Raw genomic sequence first — 18968 nt, 5'->3', positions numbered from 1 at the left:
AAAATCTTTAGTAAATTTCGTTAGCGCACTTAAGAACATAATCTGGCATATCTTCGATGTTAATAACATCGTTGAATCTAGCTGTTTTATTTTTAAGTTCGCTAAGCATTTTAGGAGCGTTTGTAGAAGTTTTGCTTTCTAACAAATCCATGCAAGCAAAATCATCTAATCCTTCAATATTTAGGCCTAAAGATTCGCAAACAACCCTAGGGAACTTATACGGGCTTGCTGTGCTCAAAAGAACACGCGGAACATTAGAATCATGAGGAATATGATTCATAACAAAGTATCCGCAAGCAGTATGTGGATCAATAACATAATTATGCTTATTCCAGCATTCTTGTATGGAATCGCGAATTTGATCCTCGTTTGCCCATCCGCAACCAAAAAGTTTCCTAATTTTAGAAAGAACATTATCTGGTATTTCAAAGGCGCCCCATTGTTGTAAATCATTCATAAGCATTTGCAACAGTCGTGTATCTTTATCGCACATGTAGTAAAGCATGCGTTCTAAATTAGAAGAAACAAGAATATCCATAGACGGTGCAATTGTTTGGTTAAATGGTCGAATCTTGTTATATGTTCCACTGACCAAAAAGTCAAACAAAACATTGTTGCTGTTGCTCGCTACGATTAAGTGTTTTACAGGAAGACCAAGAATTTTCGCGTAATATCCAGCAAGAATATTTCCAAAATTGCCAGTAGGGACACAAAATTCCACTTCATTACCAAGTTCAATAACGCCTTGTTCAACAAGCTTAGAATAAGCGTAGAAGTAGTAAACAACTTGAGGAATAAGTCTTCCAATATTAATCGAATTAGCAGAAGAAAGCAGTGCGTGATTATTGTTTTCAACCGTTTCATTAATTGAATTGTTAGTAAATATTTGTTTAACGCCGCTTTGCGCATCGTCAAAATTTCCTCTAACAGCGCATACTTTTACGTTATTTCCACTTTGAGTTGTCATTTGCAATTCTTGAATTTTACTTACTTTACCTTCTGGGTAAAAAGTGACCATAGAAGTGCCTTCAATATCCGCAAACCCAGCTAGCGCAGCTTTTCCTGTATCTCCCGAAGTGGCGGTAAGAATCATAACATTTTTATTAGAATCAGATACATTTTTTGTGTGACTAATGAATTGCGGCAAAATCTGCAAAGCAACATCTTTAAAAGCACATGTAGGACCGTGGAAAAGCTCTAGAACAAAATCATTATTATTTCCAAGAGTCTTTAGAGGAGTAATTTCACTATCTTCCCACTGACTTCCATAAGCATTTTCAACGCACTCATCAAGCTCGCTAGACGTAAAATCTGGAAGGAGAATTTGAAGAACGTCTTTAGCAATCTGTTTATAAGTTTTCCCAGAAAGATTAGAAATATCGTAACGAGTTTCACCAAGGCAATCCGTAACAAACAAGCCACCATCATCTGCTATTCCTCTACGAATAGCTTGCTTCGATGTATAGGTTTTAGAGTTTGACCTAGTGCTGTGAAACATAACTGTATTCGTAGTGTTTTCTGCCATGATTCCTCCATTCGTGCTAATTGGTATACATGTTACCTGAAGAGGTGGAGCCTAAGTACTGCTATTGCTAATATGTTCAATATGATTAATCTTGATACAAAGTTAGATGAAACGCATAGTAATGCACAAAACAATATGTCTAAAGATTATGGGGACTCTATAGATTCTATTGTTTTTTCTAGATCGGATGCTTCGCGAATAGCACAGCGTGAATTTGCTAAAGCTAATACCAATTTTAAAAATAATCTTCTAAATGCTATTGCTGATTCTATTGAAAATAATGCAGAATTTATTGAAGAAGCAAATAAGCAAGACTTAGAAAAAGCTCAAAAAAATGGTATGGATGCTGGAAAACTAGACAGACTTAAATTTGATGAAGAAAGAATATTCCAATCTGCAAAAAGTATTAGAAAAATAGCGCAATTACAAGATCCTGTTGGAGAAGTTGTTCGTGGATACACGCTAGAAAATGGTCTTAGGCTTTCTCAAGTAAGAGTGCCAATAGGCGTAATGGGAATTATTTACGAAGCTAGACCAAATGTGACTGTTGACGTTGCATCTTTGTGCATAAAATCTTCAAATGCTGTAATTTTAAGAGGCGGTAGTGCAGCTGAGCGCACGAACCATGCGACAATTTCTGTAATCAAGCAAGTATTAAAAGATTTTGGTGTAAGTGGAAATCTTATAGAATCTGTTGATGATCTTGGAAGAAGTGGAGCAACGTCAATGATGCATGCTCATGGTCATATTGATGTTCTTGTTCCTAGAGGAAGTGCAAATCTAATCGCTGCAGTTGTTAAAGAGTCAACAGTTCCAGTTATAGAAACTGGAGCTGGAAATGTTCATATTTACGTAGATAAAACAGCAGATTTTGAAAAAGCGATACAAATTATTGTAAATGCAAAAACTCAAAGAGTTGGAGTTTGTAATGCTGCAGAAAAATTGCTTGTAAATCAAGATATTGCTAAAGATTTTCTGCCAAGAATTGCAAGCGAGTTAGCTAAACATAATGTTTTGATTCATGCTGATGAAAAATCCTACAATATTCTATTCGATTCAAATATCAATGGTTTGCAGTTAGAACATGCAAATGATGATGATTGGAATCGTGAATATTTGTCTTTGCAAATAGGAGTAAAGATTGTAAAAGATGTTGAGGATGCTGCGAATCATATTACAAAGTATTCAACGGGGCATACTGAGACGATTATTGCTGAAGATTATTTAACAATCAATAATTTTGTGTCATCTGTAGACTCAGCTGTTGTTATGGTAAATGCTTCAACAAGATTTACGGATGGCGGCGAATTTGGTTTTGGAGCTGAGCTTGGCATTTCCACTCAAAAATTACATGCCAGGGGTCCGATGGGTTTGAGAGAAATGACAACCACAAAGTGGATTGGTTATGGAGATGGTCAAATAAGAGCTTGATGTTATAAATTGTGACAGATAATAAGGTATTAAGAGTAAGGTTATGAGTATGCCAAATACACAGGAATCAACTAAATCAGATATTGTATACGCGAAAAGCGAATCATATGGTGTGTCTGATTTCAATGTTTTAGATGCTTTAGATATTTCCGCTGAGCGTTTATCCATAGTTCGCTATGTGTTTTTAGTGCAAATTGAAGATGGTATTGCGTCTGCATCTCAAAGATCTTCTCTTGAATATGCTGATGCAATATTAATGGGTTGGCCAGATAGGGATAATCGTACTGTTTTCAAGCCTCAGGATAATGCTGCTTTAGATGAGATTAATAAGAATTTGAGAAAAATGGAAGATAATATATCTCAATTCAGTAATCTTGAGCGTTGCGGTGAAGTAGATAATATGGCAGATATTCTTATTAAGATTACAGAATCTGTTGCAAAGATTAGAAGTATTTTCCAGCCTGATTTTCCTCTTCCAACATTTGAGGAGATTAAACGGGTTGTTCAAGATGAGTGGAATGAGGAAATGGGCAATATTAATCCTGATAAGGCGAACGTTGCCTCTAGCGTTATCGGTGAAGCTAAGGCAGATGATGCTGCTGATTTGCTTGATGGTGCAAAATAATCATGATGCTTGATTTTGTGTATTTTGAACAAAATATGGAAATGAATTAATGCAAAATAATCTAAACAACTCTAAAGTTGATTCCCAAAATAGTATTAAGTCAGAAGTAAAAGATTTTTCTGAAGAGCGCAGAATGTCTGACTTGTTCCAAGGGTCTTTTAATGGCACTGAGGCTGCGCCGCCTGTTGTGGTAGGTGTTGTTAAACACCGTCAATCTGCTAGAGGTAATGTTCATCAGCGCCAACGAATAGGGATCATGGGCGGCACTTTTGACCCTATTCACAACGGCCACTTGGTAGCAGCTTCTGAAGTTGCATGGGTTTATGATCTAGACGAAGTTATTTTTGTTCCTACAGGAAAGCCTGTTTTTAAACTTGATAAGAAGGTTACTAACGCAGAAGATCGATATTTGATGACTGTGATTGCAACTGCTTCTAATCCCAAGTTCACAGTTTCCAGAGTGGATATTGATAGACCAGGTGTTACTTATACAATTGATACGCTTCGCGATATTCGATCTCAGCATCCAGATGCTGAACTTTTCTTTATTACAGGCGCGGATGCTATTGCGGAGATTATGCAATGGAAAGATGCTAGAGAACTGTGGAATTTGGCTAGATTTGTGGCTGTTACTCGTCCTGGGTATTCTAGTCCAGAAAAGTTTACTCAAATTGAGGCTCATGTGTATTCAGCGGATTCTTGTGACGATATGATTAATTGTCACAGTCATCGTTTCCCAGTTGACATTTTGGAAATCCCAGCACTAGCAATTTCTTCTACTGATGTTCGTAAGCGAGCTGAGCACGGGGAGCCTGTATGGTATTTGGTTCCAGATGGAGTTGTTCAATACATTGTTAAGCATGGTTTATACAGACGCGATTTGTGATTATTTGGAATCTTTTGCAATGATTTGTTGTGTATGAAACGGCTTAATGATTATAGTCTGCGCAAATAGATAGTATTAATCACAGTCCGTTTTTTGTGGGCTGTTAGTGAACTAGCGTTTGGAGATATGGTGAGCATCGTCCTTGAAGGAAAGCCAGATAAAAACCTTGTTCTCGTAACTGGTCGCGCGCATCCGAAGCTTGCTCGAGATGTTGCAAATCAGCTTGGTATAGAAGTATTGGAAACAACAGCATATGATTTTGCCAATGGCGAGATGTATGTTCGTTACACTCAGTCTGTGCGAGGAACAGACGTGTTTGTGTTGCAAAGTCATAGTGACCCTGTTAACAAGTCCATTATGGAACAGTTAATTATGATCGACGCATTAAAGCGCGCGTCTGCTCGTTCTATTACCGCTGTGTGCCCGTTGCTTGGATATTCTAGACAAGATAAAAAGCATCGCGGTCGTGAGCCTATTTCTTGCCGCTTGATGTTTGATTTGCTTAAAACAGCAGGCGCAGATCGAATCATGAGCGTTGACTTGCATGCGGCACAATCGCAAGGATTCTTCGATGGTCCTGTAGACCATTTGATTGCTATGCCAGTGCTGGTTGATTACGTTCGAGATCGTTTCAGCGAAGATTTAGGAAACGTTACCGTTGTTTCGCCAGACGCAGGTCGAATCCGAGTTGCAGAACAGTGGGCGCAACGTTTAGGCGGAGGTCCATTGGCTTTTGTTCATAAGACTAGAGATATTACTCGTCCAAATCAGGCTGTAGCAAATCGTGTTGTTGGTGATGTTGCTGGGCGTGATTGTGTTATGGTTGATGATTTAATTGACACTGCTGGAACAATTGCAGGCGCTTGTAATGTTCTTAAGGACGCTGGTGCAAAGTCTGTTACGGTTGTTGCAACTCACGGAGTGCTTTCTGGTCCTGCAGTTGAACGTTTAAAGAATTGCGGAGCTAGGGAAGTGGTGTTAACGGATACTGTTCCAATTCCAGAAGAAAAGCGTTGGGATGGGTTAACTGTTCTTTCAATTGCCCCACTTTTGGCAAGTGCTATTAAAGCTGTGTTTGAAGATGGGTCTGTTGCAAAGCTGTTTGACACTTATCCAGAGCATCATGGCAAGGGGTTCTTCTTTGCATAAATCCTATTTCGCCACGCCAAACTTGACGATGTCAATTGTTATGGCATAATAGTGACTTGGCGGTTTTTTCCGCCGTTCCCTCATGGTGTAATGGCAGCACACGGGTCTTTGGAACCCTTTGTCTTGGTTCGAATCCAGGTGAGGGAGCTAGAAATTGCGCCGCTTAATTTTAAGCGGCGTTTTTTATTAACATAGTTTGTTGATAGTGTGTGTATGAGTAGCTTGTTTAATCTAGGAAGGCGTTTTATTAGATATGTTGGAATCTTTAAGAGGTGGATTCAAGCGTGTTATTGCGCCTATTGCTAAGCTGCTTGTAAAATTTGGCTGTACAGCAAATGACATTACTGTTTTCGGTACTTTGGCTGTTGTAGTAACCTCAATTTTTGTTTCTATGACTGGCTGTCTTTTATTCGGTACAATTTTGCTTACGATTTTTGTCCTTGCAGATGCTTTGGATGGTTCAGTCGCTGCTTTAACTAATCAAAATGGTGGAACGAAATTTGGTGCGTTTTTGGATTCTACTTTAGATAGAATCGCTGATTGGTCTCTATTTTTGTGTGTTTGTATTTGCTTATATCGTGCTAAAAATATCAACATATGTTTATATTTGCCAGAATATGTTAATGGTTTTATAAAATATTGCGGATTGCTTTGTTCGCTAATAGCAATTATGGCTGCTTTTGTAACGTCATATGCTAGAGCAAGAGGTGAGTCTGTTGGGGTGGAAGCTAAAAAAGGTTTGATTACTAGAGCAGACAGAGTGGCTATTATATTGATTTCAATGGGATTAAGTGGATTAACTGGCTGGCTTTTATGGCTTAGTTTAGCCATGTTTATCCTTTGTATTGGTGGTATCATAACCGTTATACAGAGGATTTTTGAAGTTAAAAATTTGCTTAAAAATACTAGCGTATGACGATTTGTCGCTAAAGAGCATTAAAATCATCACGTTTACGTAACCGTACACTTTTTAGGAGTATCATGTCAGGTCATTCCAAGTGGGCGACCACAAAGCATAAGAAAGCCGCTATTGACGCTAAGCGCGGCAAGCTTTTCGCCAAGCTTATTAAGAATATTGAAATCGCTGCTCGTCTTGGTGGTGGAGACCCTGATGGTAACCCAACTTTGTACGATGCAATCGTTAAGGCTAAAAAAGCTTCTATGCCAGCAGATAATATTAAGCGCGCTGTTAAGCGTGGTTCTGGTGAAGAAGCAGGCGGCGCAAACTACGAAGAGATTGTTTACGAAGGCTATGCTCCAGCAGGTGTTGGATTGATTATTGAGTGCCTTACTGATAATCGCAACCGCGCTGCAGCAGACGTTCGCTCCACTCTTACAAAGGGCAATGGTTCTTTGGCTACAAGCGGTTCTGTTAGCTTCAACTTTGAGCGTAAGGGCTTGATTGAGGTTCCTAGCGAAGGCGTTGACTATAGCAAGCTTTTTGATATTGCTGCAGAAGCTGGCGCTGAAGATGTTGCTGACGACGGTGATGTGTATTCCGTATACACTGATTCTAGCGATTTGGTAACTGTTCGTAAGGCTTTGCAAGATGCTGGTTTCGACTATGATTCCGCAGAAATCGTTATGCATCCAAACAATGAGGTTGAATTGAGCTTTGAAGATGCTCAGAAAGTGTCTCGTTTGATTGACAATCTCGACGATTTGGACGATGTTCAGAATATTTACAGCAACTGGACTGCTTCAGATGAGGTTATGGCTCAGCTTGAGGAAGCAGAATAGTTTCCTATGATGATTTTGGGCGTTGATCCCGGGCTTACTCGCTGCGGGGTCGGCGTGATTGAAGCCGGCGTTTCTCGTCGGCTTTCTTTTATTCACGTCGATGTATTAAGAAGTGATCCTAAGACTTCTCAAGATTTAAGATTGCTCGAAATTTACAATGGACTGGTGGAGAAAATCGAAAGGTTTTCGCCAGATACTATTTCGATTGAGCGTGTTTTTGCTCAAGAAAATCGAAACACTGTTCTTGGTACTGCTCAAGTTGCAGGTGTTGCAATGTTGGCTGCTGCTCAGAGAGGTATTCCTGTAGCTTTGCATACTCCTACAGAGGTTAAACTCGCTGTTGCTGGAAATGGAAAGGCGGATAAAACTCAGGTAGAGCGCATGGTTGCGCGTCTTTTAAATCTTAATGTTTTACCGACTCCTGCAGATGCAGCTGATGCCTTGGCTCAAGCGATTTGTCACGCGCTTCGCCCAGCAGGGGCTTTGCAAGGAGGAGAGCGAGAGCAACATTTAACTGAGGCTCAACGAAAGTGGGCTGCTTCTTTGCGTTCTGCTAGCAGACATTCTTCTGTCGGACGTGACATGTAGTATGTTTTATAGAACAGATGTTCTATTTATCTAGAAAGGTGAGCGCTGATGATTGGTATGCTTAGCGGCGTTATTGAATCAGTTGATTCTCGATGTGCGCTTATCTGTGTTAGTGGTGTTGGCTATGAAGTTTATATGCCATCGTCTGATTTGGCTGCGCTGCATGAAGGTCAAGATGTTAAGGTTTATACGTCTTTACAAGTAAGTCAAGATGCTGTTACTTTGTATGGTTTTACAAGTATGCCTGCCAAGCGTATTTTTCTTCAAATTCAGCAGAAAGTTAGTGGTGTTGGTCCTAAAGTTGCTCTTTCTTTACTTTCCACTTTAAATGTGAATCGTTTATTGCAGGCTATTGCAGATGGCGATATCACCGCATTGTCTTCTGCTCCAGGATTAGGTAAAAAGGGTGCTCAAAAAATTGTTCTTGAACTTAAAGGTTCTATTGACGTATCTCAATTAAATGAAGATGATACTTCTAAAGATTCAAAATCTTATAAAAAGGAATTTGATGAATCTGGCATCAGCAAGGTTGTCGATGGACTTATGTCTTTAGGGTGGAAGCAGTCAGATGCTCAAAGAGCGGTTGAAAACGTGTGTAATAGTGAAAAAATTGCTCTGCCAATCAGTGATTCAGATATGCCTAATGTTTTGCGTATGGCATTGGCAGCGTTAGATAGAGGCAGGTGATGATTCATGAGTTTGGATGAAGGAATCGACGTACAAGCTTTAAATACTGGCGTATCCGAAGATTCATTAAGAATTGTTTCATCATCTCCTATAGGAAATGAACAGATTAGCGATGAAGAATTAAGACCTCATGCTCTAGATGGATTTATTGGACAGCCTCTTTTAAAGGCGCAGTTACAACTTTTTTTGGATGCTGCAAGATTGCGTGATGTTCCTCCAGATCACATGTTGCTTGCAGGTCCTCCTGGGCTTGGAAAAACAACATTAGCAATGATTGTTGCTAATGAGTTAGGCGTATCTATTAGAGTTACGTCTGGTCCTGCTATTCAACATGCTGGTGATTTAGCATCAATTTTGAGTTCTCTTGATACTGGTGAAGTACTGTTTATTGATGAGATTCATCGTTTGCCTCGAGCTGCAGAAGAGTTGCTTTATATAGCTATGGAAGATTTCCGAGTTGATGTTATGGTTGGCAAAGGACCAGGGGCGTCTTCTATACCTCTTACATTGCCGCATTTTACTGTGGTTGGTGCTACTACGCGCGAAGGTATGCTTCCTTCTCCGCTTAGAGCACGTTTTGGTTTTACGGCTCACTTGGATTTTTATCCTCACGATGAGTTGGAAAAACTGATTGAACGTTCATCTGTTCTTCTTGGTGTTCATCTTGTTGATCAAGCAGCTAAAGAACTTGCTATTCGTTCCAGAGGAACTCCTAGAATCGCAAATCGACTGTTAAGACGCGTACGTGATTGGGCAGTTGTGCATAATCTTAAAGATGTAAATCGCGAGTCTGTAATAGAAGCCTTATCGTTGTATCAGATTGATACTCAAGGTCTTGACCGTCTAGATATTGCGGTTTTGAAAGCTATTGTGAATCAATTTAATGGTGGTCCAGTTGGGCTTAATAATTTGGCTGCAATGGTTGGAGAAGAGGCAGAAACTGTAGAAACCGTTTGTGAGCCGTATTTAGTGCGTGAAGGGTTTCTTATTAGGACTCCTAAAGGTCGTGTTGCCACTGAAAAAGCTTGGCAACACTTAGGTCTTAAAGCGCCTGATAATGTCAGATAGATAACATAAAATAAGTGTTTTGGGCGGTGTTTTGTCCGTCTCAGGGTTGGATACATAAGGAGTTTATTGTGCCCCAATTTGTTAGCCAGTATGGCATGCTTATTGTACTCGTGATTGCCATGGTTGGTATCATGTGGTTCCAATCTCGTAATATGAAAAAGCGTCAAAATGAGTTGAAGTCCTTCCATGATTCTTTGAAACCAGGCGTTGAAGTTATAACAATTGGTGGAATTATCGGTAAGGTCGTCGTAGTTGATTCTGATCACGAAGAGATTGTTCTAGATTCAGAAGGTAGTTTACTTCGAGTGTCTTTCAGAGCTGTGAATAGAGTTTATGTTCGTGTAGATTTCAACAGCTATGACAAAGACGATGAAGCTGATAACTCGGAAGATGTTGATGCATCTGATAAAGATGAATCTCAAGAATCGAGCGAAACTGAGCAGATTCAAGAATCCAGCGAAACTGGTGAAGTCAAAGAAAACTGAGATAAGAACAATAAGATTATGACAACAACTGATATTACAGTAAAATCTTTGAAGAATGTTAGTGATGAGGATGTTAAATATTTAGCATCTCTTATTAGAACAATTCCAGGGTTTCCAAATCCAAAGATTGTTTTCCGCGATTTTCTTCCTGTTTTTGCTGATAATCGTGGTATGCGAATTCTTATTGATTCATTAGTAGATTCGTTGCCAGTTTCTCAAGATTCATTTGATTTAGTTGCTGGACTTGAGGCTCGTGGATTTTTGTTTGGTCCAGCTTTGGCTGCTCGACTCAATAAAGGTTTTGTTGCCGTAAGAAAAGCAGGTAAATTGCCTCCCGAAGTCATAAGCGAGTCATATTCTCTCGAATATGGGGAAGCTAAGATAGAGATTGAGAAAGATCTTATAAAGCCTGGTCAGCGTGTTCTTATTGTTGACGATTTAATTGCTACAGGAGGAACTGCAAAAGCTGCTGCGCGACTTGTTGAAAGGTCGCAGGGCACTGTTGCTGGATTCTGCTTTGTAATGGAGTTAACAGGAATTAGCGGAATGAATGAGTTGCAATCTTATAAATGCTCTAGTTTAATGACGATGCCTGCATAAAAGTGGTGTATGAGTAGTAGCTTGTGTTGTACTTGGGCAGCTACATTTATTCATATATTGTTTTTAGTTGTAATCATAAAAAATCGAACAACTTAGATTTAACTTCAAGCGGCTAATAAGGGAGGATGATGTTATGAAAAAACTGAAGTCTTCTCTTATTAGCATTTTGAAGGGGATATCTATACCCGCTATTGCGACTTTGATTTTTGCAATAGTTGTTGGATTATTCATGTCACTAACCCTTCTTGTTATTTCTATAGAAGAAGGAACTGGTAATCTTTCCGATTCATCAATGTCGATGACGTGGGCTGCTCTTCTTTTTGCGCAAGGAGTTGGTCTAGGCTTTGATGATTTTATTCTTACAGTTATTCCACTTGGTTTGACTTCGCTTATAATTACAATGCTTGCGATTCTGATGAGAAAACTAAAAGGTGGATCGCTAGTAAATTGTATTGGTTTATTTGTTTGGGTTTTCATCACTGGAGTTATATCTCAAAATACTAATATTGAGTTATTGGATTCGTTACCAGTCATATTGTTAAAAAGCTCTTGTGTATATGCTTTTGCACAGTTAATAGCTGTTTTCCCATACAGCTCATTGTTTGTATTAATCAAAAATAATATAACAAAAAATGTTCCTGAACATATATTAAAACGCATAAAAATTTGCCTTTATTCAACCGTAATCGTGTTGTCAATTTATGCAATTATTGCATTATCAACGATTATCTTTTGGTCCATTGTTGGAGCAAGTAATGTTGAGATAGTTTTTTCAAAGTTAGGAATGCAATTAGGTTCAAGAATTTTAACCACAATTGCATGTCTGATATGGCTTCCAAACGTTGCATTATGGGCATTATCATGGATTTCAGGTTCAGGATTTGCTATAGGATCAGTTGCTAATTTCACAATTTATGCAGTTAATCGTAAGTCTTTGCCTCCTGTTCCATTCTTTGCCATATTCCCAGACTCTATAGGTGATTCACTTTATAGGCTTCTTGTCAATGGTATTGTTTTTGCCTTATGTGGCGTATTTGCGTTATTTGTGATCTTATATTCTAAGTCTTGTAATATTCGTTTGCATTTCGATAAAGATAAACTTGATTGGAAGTCTACCGTTATTGCTTTTGTGGAATCAGCTGTAGTTTTGGTATCAACTTGCATATTAGTAATACTCGTTATGAGTATACTATTCTTGTTCGCAAACGGTGATTTAGGTAAATATCGTTTATCCAATGTTGGTGTAAATGTAAGTAGAAGTGTTCGTGCTTTAGGTCATTTAACAGTATTTGGTTTTGGGTTGGCCTGGATTCTCGTTATATTTGTGTGCGCAATAATAATTTCTATTCGTGCGTTAAGTTCTAAAATTTTTGAGAAATATGATTCCATTAAGCCGTCGAATTTTAATATATTTTCCAAAAAGTTATCTGAAAATATTAGTGAAAAGTCAAAAGAAAATCAGAACATAAAATCGCAATCAAAACCAGTTGAACAGTCATGTGAAACGTCAGTAATAACTCCTAAAGAAAACAATATGTCTGAAAAGTCTGCTGATTATATGTCTTCAAAAAAAGAAAAAACGCGTTCATCTTGTTCAATTAGTCAAAATGAAACAGATAATATAAGTCAGCCGCGAAGCGTTAAATCCACTAAAAAACAACCTTTGCTTGAGAACAAAACTGATACTAGAAAACCTAGAACAGTTAGTTCGAAAGTCAATAAAAAATAATCCTCGTCCAACATCAAGGAGGAAGACCACCGTGCAACAGATACACGCGCAAGAATCAAGTGCAGATGTGCTGATAACCACAGGTAAAAGGTCAATCAAGCGAGTACTTGTATCAGTATTTTGCAAAGAAGGGCTAGAAACTCTGGCAGACGCTTTTAAAAAGTGCGGAACTCAGGTTGTTTCAACAGGTTCAACAGCTGCAAAACTCCAAGAATTAGGTGTAAAGGTTACGGAAGTATCTGATATAACAGGTTTCCCAGAAAGCTTAGATGGTAGGGTTAAGACGCTCGATCCACATATTCACGCTGGGATTTTAGCAGATATGAGCAATCCTGATCATGTAAAGCAGCTTAAAGAGTTAAATATTGAGCCATTTGATGCTGTTGTAGTGAATTTGTATCCGTTTGTAAACACTGTTATGAGCGGTGGAAGCGAAGCTCAGATTATTGAGAAAATCGATATTGGTGGACCATCTATGGTTCGCGCTGCCGCGAAAAATCATAAATCTGTGGCTGTTATTACAGACCCTGCAGATTATAATATTCTTGCCCAAAGAGTGTTATCTGGAGAAGGTTTTAGCCTAGAAGAACGCGAATACTTGGCGCATAAAGCATTTGAACATACGGCTTCTTACGATGCTGCAATATGCCAGTGGACAAGTGAAGTTTGGTCAATTCCAGAAAGTATGAAGACCAAGTCTGAGGAAGACGCAAATTCAGTTGATAAAACAAGTGAGGATTTGATTCTTCCAACTGATTATACGCGTACGTGGAAGTTAAATCGCAAGCTTAGATATGGTGAAAATCCACATCAGCAGGCGGGGCTTTATCTTGACCCATTGCATAAGGGAGGTTTAGCTCAAGCTGAACTTCTTGGTGGAAAGCCGATGAGCTACAACAATTATGTTGATGCGGATGCGGCTTGGCGTGCAGTATGGGATTTTGCCCCACAAATCGCTGTTGCAGTATGCAAGCATAATAATCCTTGCGGCTTAGCAATAGGTGCAACTGCAGCTATTGCTCATAAGAAAGCTCACGCTTGCGATCCTGTAAGTGCTTACGGCGGTGTGATTGCTTGCAATTCAACTGTTACACTAGAAATGGCTGAAAGTGTTCGACCAATTTTCACAGAGGTAATTGTTGCTCCAGATTATGAGCCTGAGGCTTTGGAGTTATTGCGCACTAAGAAGAAGAATTTGCGAATCTTAAAGGTTGCAAATCCTCCAGTTTTGGGCTTGCAGGTGCATCCTATTGATGGTGGCGCATTGGTACAAAGCGCAGATAAGATTGATGATTTTGGCGATAATCCTCAAAATTGGACTCTTGTATCTGGAGAAGCTGCAGATACTGATACTTTGAGAGACTTAGAGTTTGCATGGCGCTCGCTTCGTTGCGTAAAGTCTAACGCAATTCTACTTGCACACGATAATGCTACTGTTGGCATTGGCATGGGGCAGGTTAATCGCGTGGATTCTTGCCACTTGGCTGTTGAGCGTGCTAATACTCTTGCTGATGGTGTTGAGCGTGCTCGTGGAGCTGTTGCGGCTTCGGATGCATTCTTCCCATTTGCTGATGGTCCGCAAATCCTTATTGACGCAGGTGTGCGAGCAATTGTGCAGCCAGGAGGGTCAATTAGAGATGAGGAAGTGTTTGAAGCTGCGCGTGCGGCTGGAGTAACAATGTACACTACTGGTACAAGGCACTTCTTCCACTAAATAGTATTTGACTGAATAATAAAATATTTATTAATTTTTTAATTAATACAAGTATTCTATAAAAAGGACCTTGGATTGTATTTTCGTATACTTTCCAAGGTCTTTTATGTATTATACAAGTATGACAATTAATGATCGGTATGAAAAACAAGACGATGTATCAAAAATTCAAAAGAACATTTTAAATGTAAATGAATCTGAATTAGCAAAAAAATCAAACCATATATACGTTTCTGAAGTCAAAGAAGGAAAACCGTATGCGCAATGGATTGTGGCAGCAATAGTATGCGTAAGCGCAGTATTGGCGTTTATGGGTAAAACAATGGCTGCCACGGTAATAATTGCCGCAACAGCCATTGTTCTTGGAATCATACGCTTAATATTTACTCAAAAAAGTCCATGGAAGGTTAGATCTGTAGCCTTCGATTCTTTCATAAGCATTTCGCTAGGAATTGGACTATTGATAACGTATTTTTCAATTTTTTTCTTAATGTAGAATCCGATAGATTTAATTCACGAAATTCTATTTATCATCTCTGTTAAAAGGATTAAATGGAACATTATCGTTTCCAGTAGAATCCAAAGTCGTAGAAGGGGTTACTGAAGACTCTGTGTTAACAGGAGGTTCTGGAACTACAGGAACAGTATTCTGTAGAACAGGAGAAGTTTGATTTGAGCAATCAGCAGCAACAGGATTCTGATTATTTGAAGAAGAAGTTGCAAGCTTGCAAATAAGCATGACAAATCCTACGAGCGCAGCGGCAAAAACAGGTGCAATCCAAAATACCCAAAGTTGACTCAATGGTGAGACAGATAACTTTTGCGATTGAGCAAGAATAGCAATGCCAGTAGAACGGGCAGGGTTTAAACCAGCTCCAGTAATTTGATAAGTAATGAAAGCTCCAGCGGCATAAGCAATGCCCATGTGAGTAGAATATCCGCATTTTGTGCTGCCGTTGTCATTCATGTACGTCATGGCTGTTGCAACAATAACAAGAACTGCAATAATTTCAACAACAAGAGCAGTAATAACGCCAAAAGATGCATTAACACTCTTAAGTTGGTTTGCAGAAATGGAAGCATTTTCAAAACCATTAACAACAGGAGCAAACCAAGTGTGAGCTGGAACCATCTTTGTTTGTGGCAGAACAAAAACAGTTACTCCAGCTGCAGCGATAGCTCCAAGAACCTGAGCAATAATGTATAAAATTCCAGAAATATAAGGAGTTCTGCCAGTAAGCATAGATGCGATAGTTATAGCAGGATTTACATGTCCGCCAGAAAACTTAGATGCAATACCAATAGCAGCAGCATAAGCAATGCCAGTTCCTACTGCAATCATAAGAACATTTACGCCATACATTGCAGTAACAATAGATGAGAACATGTAGATAGTGAACATTGCAAAAGCGCTTGCAATGAATTCTGCTCCTACTCTAAAAATGAGCGGAGTTCTAAGTGCAGAAGATTGTTTAGAAACAGAGCAATCTGCATTTGAAGTGTAGTTCATAACAATTCCTTACGTTAATTGTGTACACCGCTATGCTGGTTTTTATTATTTACAGCACAACCAAACGTTTGCTATAGTATCACGGCTATGCCATACGCTAACATAGAAAAACGTGGTAATTTCCTGTATTTATTGCAGAATATGAAAATTTGCTACTAATTTATTAAAAGAATACGAATAAGGTCACGTTGGGAGAACGATGCCAAACGCATATTCCCGCGCCAATCAGGCGCAACAAGAATCCAAAAACGCTGTTCGACTGCAAAAGCTACTTGCTGAAGCGGGATTTGGTTCACGCCGAAAGTGTGAAGAAATAATCTTAGATGGGCGTGTTGAAGTAGATGATGAGCTTGTAACAACACTCGGAACTCGAGTAGATCCAAGTAAACAAAAAATACGCGTAGACGGATCGAGAGTGAAATTTAATCACAAGCTTGTAACGCTCGCGCTTAATAAGCCTAAAAGAGTTTTGAGCGCAATGGATGATCCGAAAGGTCGCTTCACTTTAAGAGACATTGTTGGAGATAAGTACGAGCGAATTTTCCACATGGGACGCTTGGACTACGATTCTGAAGGTCTTATTTTAATGACCAACGATGGTGAGTTAAGCCAGCATGTTATGCATCCAAAGTATGAAGTTGAGAAAACGTATATTGCAACTGTTGAAGGCAAGATCAACGGAATGGTTTGCCGCAGGCTAGTTTCGCAAGGCGTAAATCTGGAAGACGGCTGGATTAAGCTCGATCGCTGTGCAATAATCGACCAAAATCACGATGCAACAATCGTAAAAGTTGTTTTACACTCTGGCAAAAATCGCATTGTGCGCAGGATTTTTGGAGCCGTAGGATATCCTGTAAAGCGTCTTGTGCGTACTCAAATTGGGCCTATTAAGTTAGGGGACTTAAAAGCTGGATCGTATCGAGTGCTTTCTCAAACAGAAGTGCGCTCGCTTTCTAAGGAGGTTGGCCTGTGATTTGCGTAGCAATTGATGGACCAGCAGGAGTAGGTAAATCTTCTACTTCTCGTGCTTTAGCGCAATACTATGGTTTTGCGTATTTAGATACGGGGGCAATGTATCGAGCTGCTGCTTGGTGGTGCTTGAAGCAAGGTATTGATTTAAGCAAGCAGCTTGAGTTGGATGAAGAAGGAAATTCAACGAATTCTGCAGATGCAAAACGCTTGAATCAAATTGTTGAAGCTGTTGGAGCATTGTTTACGGAAGATCATGCTGAATTTAGTGTTGATCCAAAAAATCCTGTAGTCGTAATTGATAGTGAAGATATTAGCGAAGAATTGCGTTCCAGCGAAGTTTCTTCGCACGTGTCTACGGTTTCTTCGATTCCTGCAGTTCGACGCATGCTTATTGCTGCTCAGCGCGCGTATATTGCTTCAGAGTCTAGTGAAGATTCTTTCTCAGGCGGAGAGGGAATAGTTGCAGAAGGCCGCGATATTACTACTGTTGTGGCTCCAAATGCTCAAGTTCGAGTGCTTCTTACTGCTCGTGAGGAAGTGCGTCAAGCTCGCAGAAATAAGCAGGATATTGCGCAAGAAAATTTGCAAAATAATGAATCTAAGAATAATGAATCTGAAGAAGACGATATTCGCGCTCGTGATGCTAAAGATGCTAAAGTTACGAATTTTCTTAAAGCTGCAGACGGTGTTACAACTCTAGATAATTCTGATTTAACTTTTGAGCAGACTCTTGACGCGCTTGTAGAGATTGTTGACGATGCAATTGAGCAAGATGAGTACGACCGTTATGCTGCAAATCTTGAAGGCTACGATCTTGATGATGAAGATCGTGCGCTTCTTAGTGGTGATTTTGCAAGCGATGATGAATCGAAAGATACAAAAGCTGTTGGAGTAATCGCCGTTATAGGTCGACCAAACGTTGGAAAATCAACGCTTGTAAATCGTATTTTGGGCCATCGTGTCGCTGTTGTAGAAGATACTCCAGGTGTTACTAGAGATCGCGTAAGTTACGACGCTGAGTGGGCTGGAACCAACTTCAAGCTGGTTGACACTGGCGGCTGGGAAGCAGATGTTGAAGGCATTGATTCTTCTATTGCTCAGCAAGCGCAAGTGGCAGTGCGTTTAAGCGATGCTGTGATTTTCCTAGTAGATGGTCAAGTTGGTTTAACAGCTACAGACGAGCGCATTGTTTCAATGCTTCGCGCTGCAGGTAAGCCTATTACTCTGGCAGTTAACAAGGTTGACGACGCTAGAAGCGAGTATTTAACTGCAGAGTTTTGGAAGCTCGGAATGGGTGAGCCTTACGGAATTTCTGCAATGCATGGCAGAGGCGTTGGAGATTTGCTTGACGCGGCTCTTAACTCTTTGAAGAAAGCGAATAAAACTTCAGGATTCTTGACTCCAGAAGGACTTCGCAGAGTTGCTTTAGTTGGGCGTCCAAACGTTGGTAAGTCTTCGCTTTTGAACCATTTAGCTCATGAAGAACGTTCTGTTGTAAACGATTTGGCTGGAACTACTCGAGATCCTGTTGATGAGGTTGTGCGAGTTTATGGAGAAGACTGGCTGTTTATTGACACTGCTGGTATTAAGCGCAGGCAGCATAAGCTTACTGGTGCTGAATACTATTCTTCACTTCGTACGCAAGCTGCGATTGAGCGTTCTGAACTTGCTTTGATTCTTTTCGATTCTTCCCAGCCGATTGCAGAGCAGGATTTGAAAGTTATGAGCCAGGCTGTAGACGCGGGTCGAGCAATCGTACTTGTGTTTAACAAGTGGGACTTGATGGACGAATTTTCTAGACAGCGCATGGAACGCTTGTGGAAAACTGAGTTTGAGCGCGTAACTTGGGCTGAGCGCGTTAATCTCTCCGCAAAAACAGGATGGCATACGAATCGTCTTGCGCGCGCTATGCGAACAGCTTTAGACAGCTGGGATAAGCGCATTCCTACAGGCAAGCTCAACGCTTTCTTAGGTCGTATTCAGTCTGCTCATCCGCATCCTTTGCGAGGCGGAAAGCAAGCGAGAATCTTGTTTGCTACTCAGGCTTCTACGCGCCCACCGCGTTTCGTGATATTCGCAACAGGCTTCTTAGAGCACGGTTACCGTCGCTTTATTGAGCGTTCTCTTCGAGAAGAGTTTGGATTTGAGGGAACTCCTATTCAAATCTCTGTAAAAGTACGAGATAAGAAGAAGCGCAAGTAAAATCGCAAGTAAATAAATTTGCGATTAAAGTCACGAGTAAAGCTTAAGTAAAGTAGG

General features: G+C 39.9%; 18 protein-coding genes and 1 tRNA gene. 17 read left to right on the top strand and 2 right to left on the bottom strand.

The window, feature by feature from the left end:
* Nucleotides 1-7: 7 nt before the first annotated feature.
* A complete protein-coding gene (thrC, locus tag HXT19_RS03640) occupies nt 8-1525 on the bottom strand; it encodes a threonine synthase (RefSeq protein WP_174142850.1) in 1518 nt (505 codons plus the stop codon).
* 72 nt (nt 1526-1597) lie between these two features.
* Between thrC and HXT19_RS03635 the strand changes: the two genes are divergently transcribed.
* From HXT19_RS03635 to HXT19_RS03565, 15 genes are all read left to right on the top strand, one after another.
* Nucleotides 1598-2956, top strand: coding sequence for a glutamate-5-semialdehyde dehydrogenase (locus HXT19_RS03635; RefSeq protein WP_116437763.1), 1359 nt, complete (start codon nt 1598-1600; stop codon nt 2954-2956).
* 49 nt (nt 2957-3005) lie between these two features.
* Complete coding sequence (locus tag HXT19_RS03630; protein ID WP_020760379.1) at nt 3006-3581, top strand: hypothetical protein; 576 nt, start codon at nt 3006-3008, stop codon at nt 3579-3581.
* A gap of 49 nt (nt 3582-3630) precedes the next feature.
* Complete coding sequence (gene nadD / locus HXT19_RS03625) at nt 3631-4467, top strand: nicotinate-nucleotide adenylyltransferase (RefSeq protein WP_004117782.1); 837 nt, start codon at nt 3631-3633, stop codon at nt 4465-4467.
* A 126-nt stretch (nt 4468-4593) separates the two neighbouring features.
* The gene (locus HXT19_RS03620; RefSeq protein WP_032833905.1) at nt 4594-5616 is read left to right on the top strand and encodes a ribose-phosphate diphosphokinase; all 1023 of its coding nucleotides are present in this window, start codon (nt 4594-4596) and stop codon (nt 5614-5616) included.
* 76 nt (nt 5617-5692) lie between these two features.
* A tRNA-Gln gene (locus HXT19_RS03615) sits at nt 5693-5763 on the top strand.
* A gap of 106 nt (nt 5764-5869) precedes the next feature.
* Nucleotides 5870-6532, top strand: a complete 663-nt coding sequence (locus HXT19_RS03610; RefSeq protein ID WP_020759735.1) for a CDP-alcohol phosphatidyltransferase family protein — start codon at nt 5870-5872, stop codon at nt 6530-6532.
* A 65-nt stretch (nt 6533-6597) separates the two neighbouring features.
* Nucleotides 6598-7356 carry a YebC/PmpR family DNA-binding transcriptional regulator gene (locus HXT19_RS03605; RefSeq protein ID WP_004113651.1) on the top strand — a complete coding sequence of 253 codons (759 nt, stop codon included), beginning with the start codon at nt 6598-6600 and terminating at the stop codon, nt 7354-7356.
* Nucleotides 7357-7362: 6 nt separating this feature from the next.
* Entirely contained in the window at nt 7363-7944 is a 582-nt protein-coding gene (ruvC, locus tag HXT19_RS03600) for a crossover junction endodeoxyribonuclease RuvC (protein ID WP_004113652.1), read from the top strand.
* Between the two features lie 48 nt (nt 7945-7992).
* On the top strand, nt 7993-8631 hold the full coding sequence (ruvA, locus tag HXT19_RS03595; protein ID WP_004115031.1) for a Holliday junction branch migration protein RuvA: 639 nt from the start codon (nt 7993-7995) through the stop codon (nt 8629-8631).
* A 6-nt stretch (nt 8632-8637) separates the two neighbouring features.
* A complete protein-coding gene (ruvB, locus tag HXT19_RS03590) occupies nt 8638-9699 on the top strand; it encodes a Holliday junction branch migration DNA helicase RuvB (protein WP_004113654.1) in 1062 nt (353 codons plus the stop codon).
* A 68-nt stretch (nt 9700-9767) separates the two neighbouring features.
* Nucleotides 9768-10184 (top strand): preprotein translocase subunit YajC, encoded by a 417-nt coding sequence (gene yajC / locus HXT19_RS03585; RefSeq protein ID WP_004113655.1) that lies wholly within the window; start codon nt 9768-9770, stop codon nt 10182-10184.
* 18 nt (nt 10185-10202) lie between these two features.
* A complete protein-coding gene (locus HXT19_RS03580; RefSeq protein ID WP_004113656.1) occupies nt 10203-10784 on the top strand; it encodes an adenine phosphoribosyltransferase in 582 nt (193 codons plus the stop codon).
* A 133-nt stretch (nt 10785-10917) separates the two neighbouring features.
* Entirely contained in the window at nt 10918-12513 is a 1596-nt protein-coding gene (locus HXT19_RS03575; RefSeq protein ID WP_422119623.1) for a DUF6350 family protein, read from the top strand.
* Nucleotides 12514-12586: 73 nt separating this feature from the next.
* The gene (purH, locus tag HXT19_RS03570; protein WP_162861370.1) at nt 12587-14227 is read left to right on the top strand and encodes a bifunctional phosphoribosylaminoimidazolecarboxamide formyltransferase/IMP cyclohydrolase; all 1641 of its coding nucleotides are present in this window, start codon (nt 12587-12589) and stop codon (nt 14225-14227) included.
* A 106-nt stretch (nt 14228-14333) separates the two neighbouring features.
* A complete protein-coding gene (locus HXT19_RS03565; protein WP_004113661.1) occupies nt 14334-14723 on the top strand; it encodes a DUF3017 domain-containing protein in 390 nt (129 codons plus the stop codon).
* A 27-nt stretch (nt 14724-14750) separates the two neighbouring features.
* Here HXT19_RS03565 and HXT19_RS03560 read toward each other — a convergent pair whose 3' ends face one another.
* Complete coding sequence (locus HXT19_RS03560; protein ID WP_013399605.1) at nt 14751-15737, bottom strand: MIP/aquaporin family protein; 987 nt, start codon at nt 15735-15737, stop codon at nt 14751-14753.
* 199 nt (nt 15738-15936) lie between these two features.
* Between HXT19_RS03560 and HXT19_RS03555 the strand changes: the two genes are divergently transcribed.
* Nucleotides 15937-16710, top strand: coding sequence for a pseudouridine synthase (locus tag HXT19_RS03555; RefSeq protein WP_004113665.1), 774 nt, complete (start codon nt 15937-15939; stop codon nt 16708-16710).
* Nucleotides 16707-18911, top strand: a complete 2205-nt coding sequence (gene der / locus HXT19_RS03550; protein ID WP_422119622.1) for a bifunctional cytidylate kinase/GTPase Der — start codon at nt 16707-16709, stop codon at nt 18909-18911. Before HXT19_RS03555 ends, der begins: the two co-directional genes overlap by 4 nt.
* The last annotated feature ends 57 nt before the right edge of the window (nt 18912-18968 follow it).

The sequence above is a fragment of the Gardnerella sp. DNF00038 genome (assembly GCF_049262855.1).
Classification (GTDB): Bacteria; Actinomycetota; Actinomycetes; order Actinomycetales; family Bifidobacteriaceae; genus Bifidobacterium; species Bifidobacterium vaginale.
This window is presented reverse-complemented; position numbering and strand designations above follow the sequence as displayed.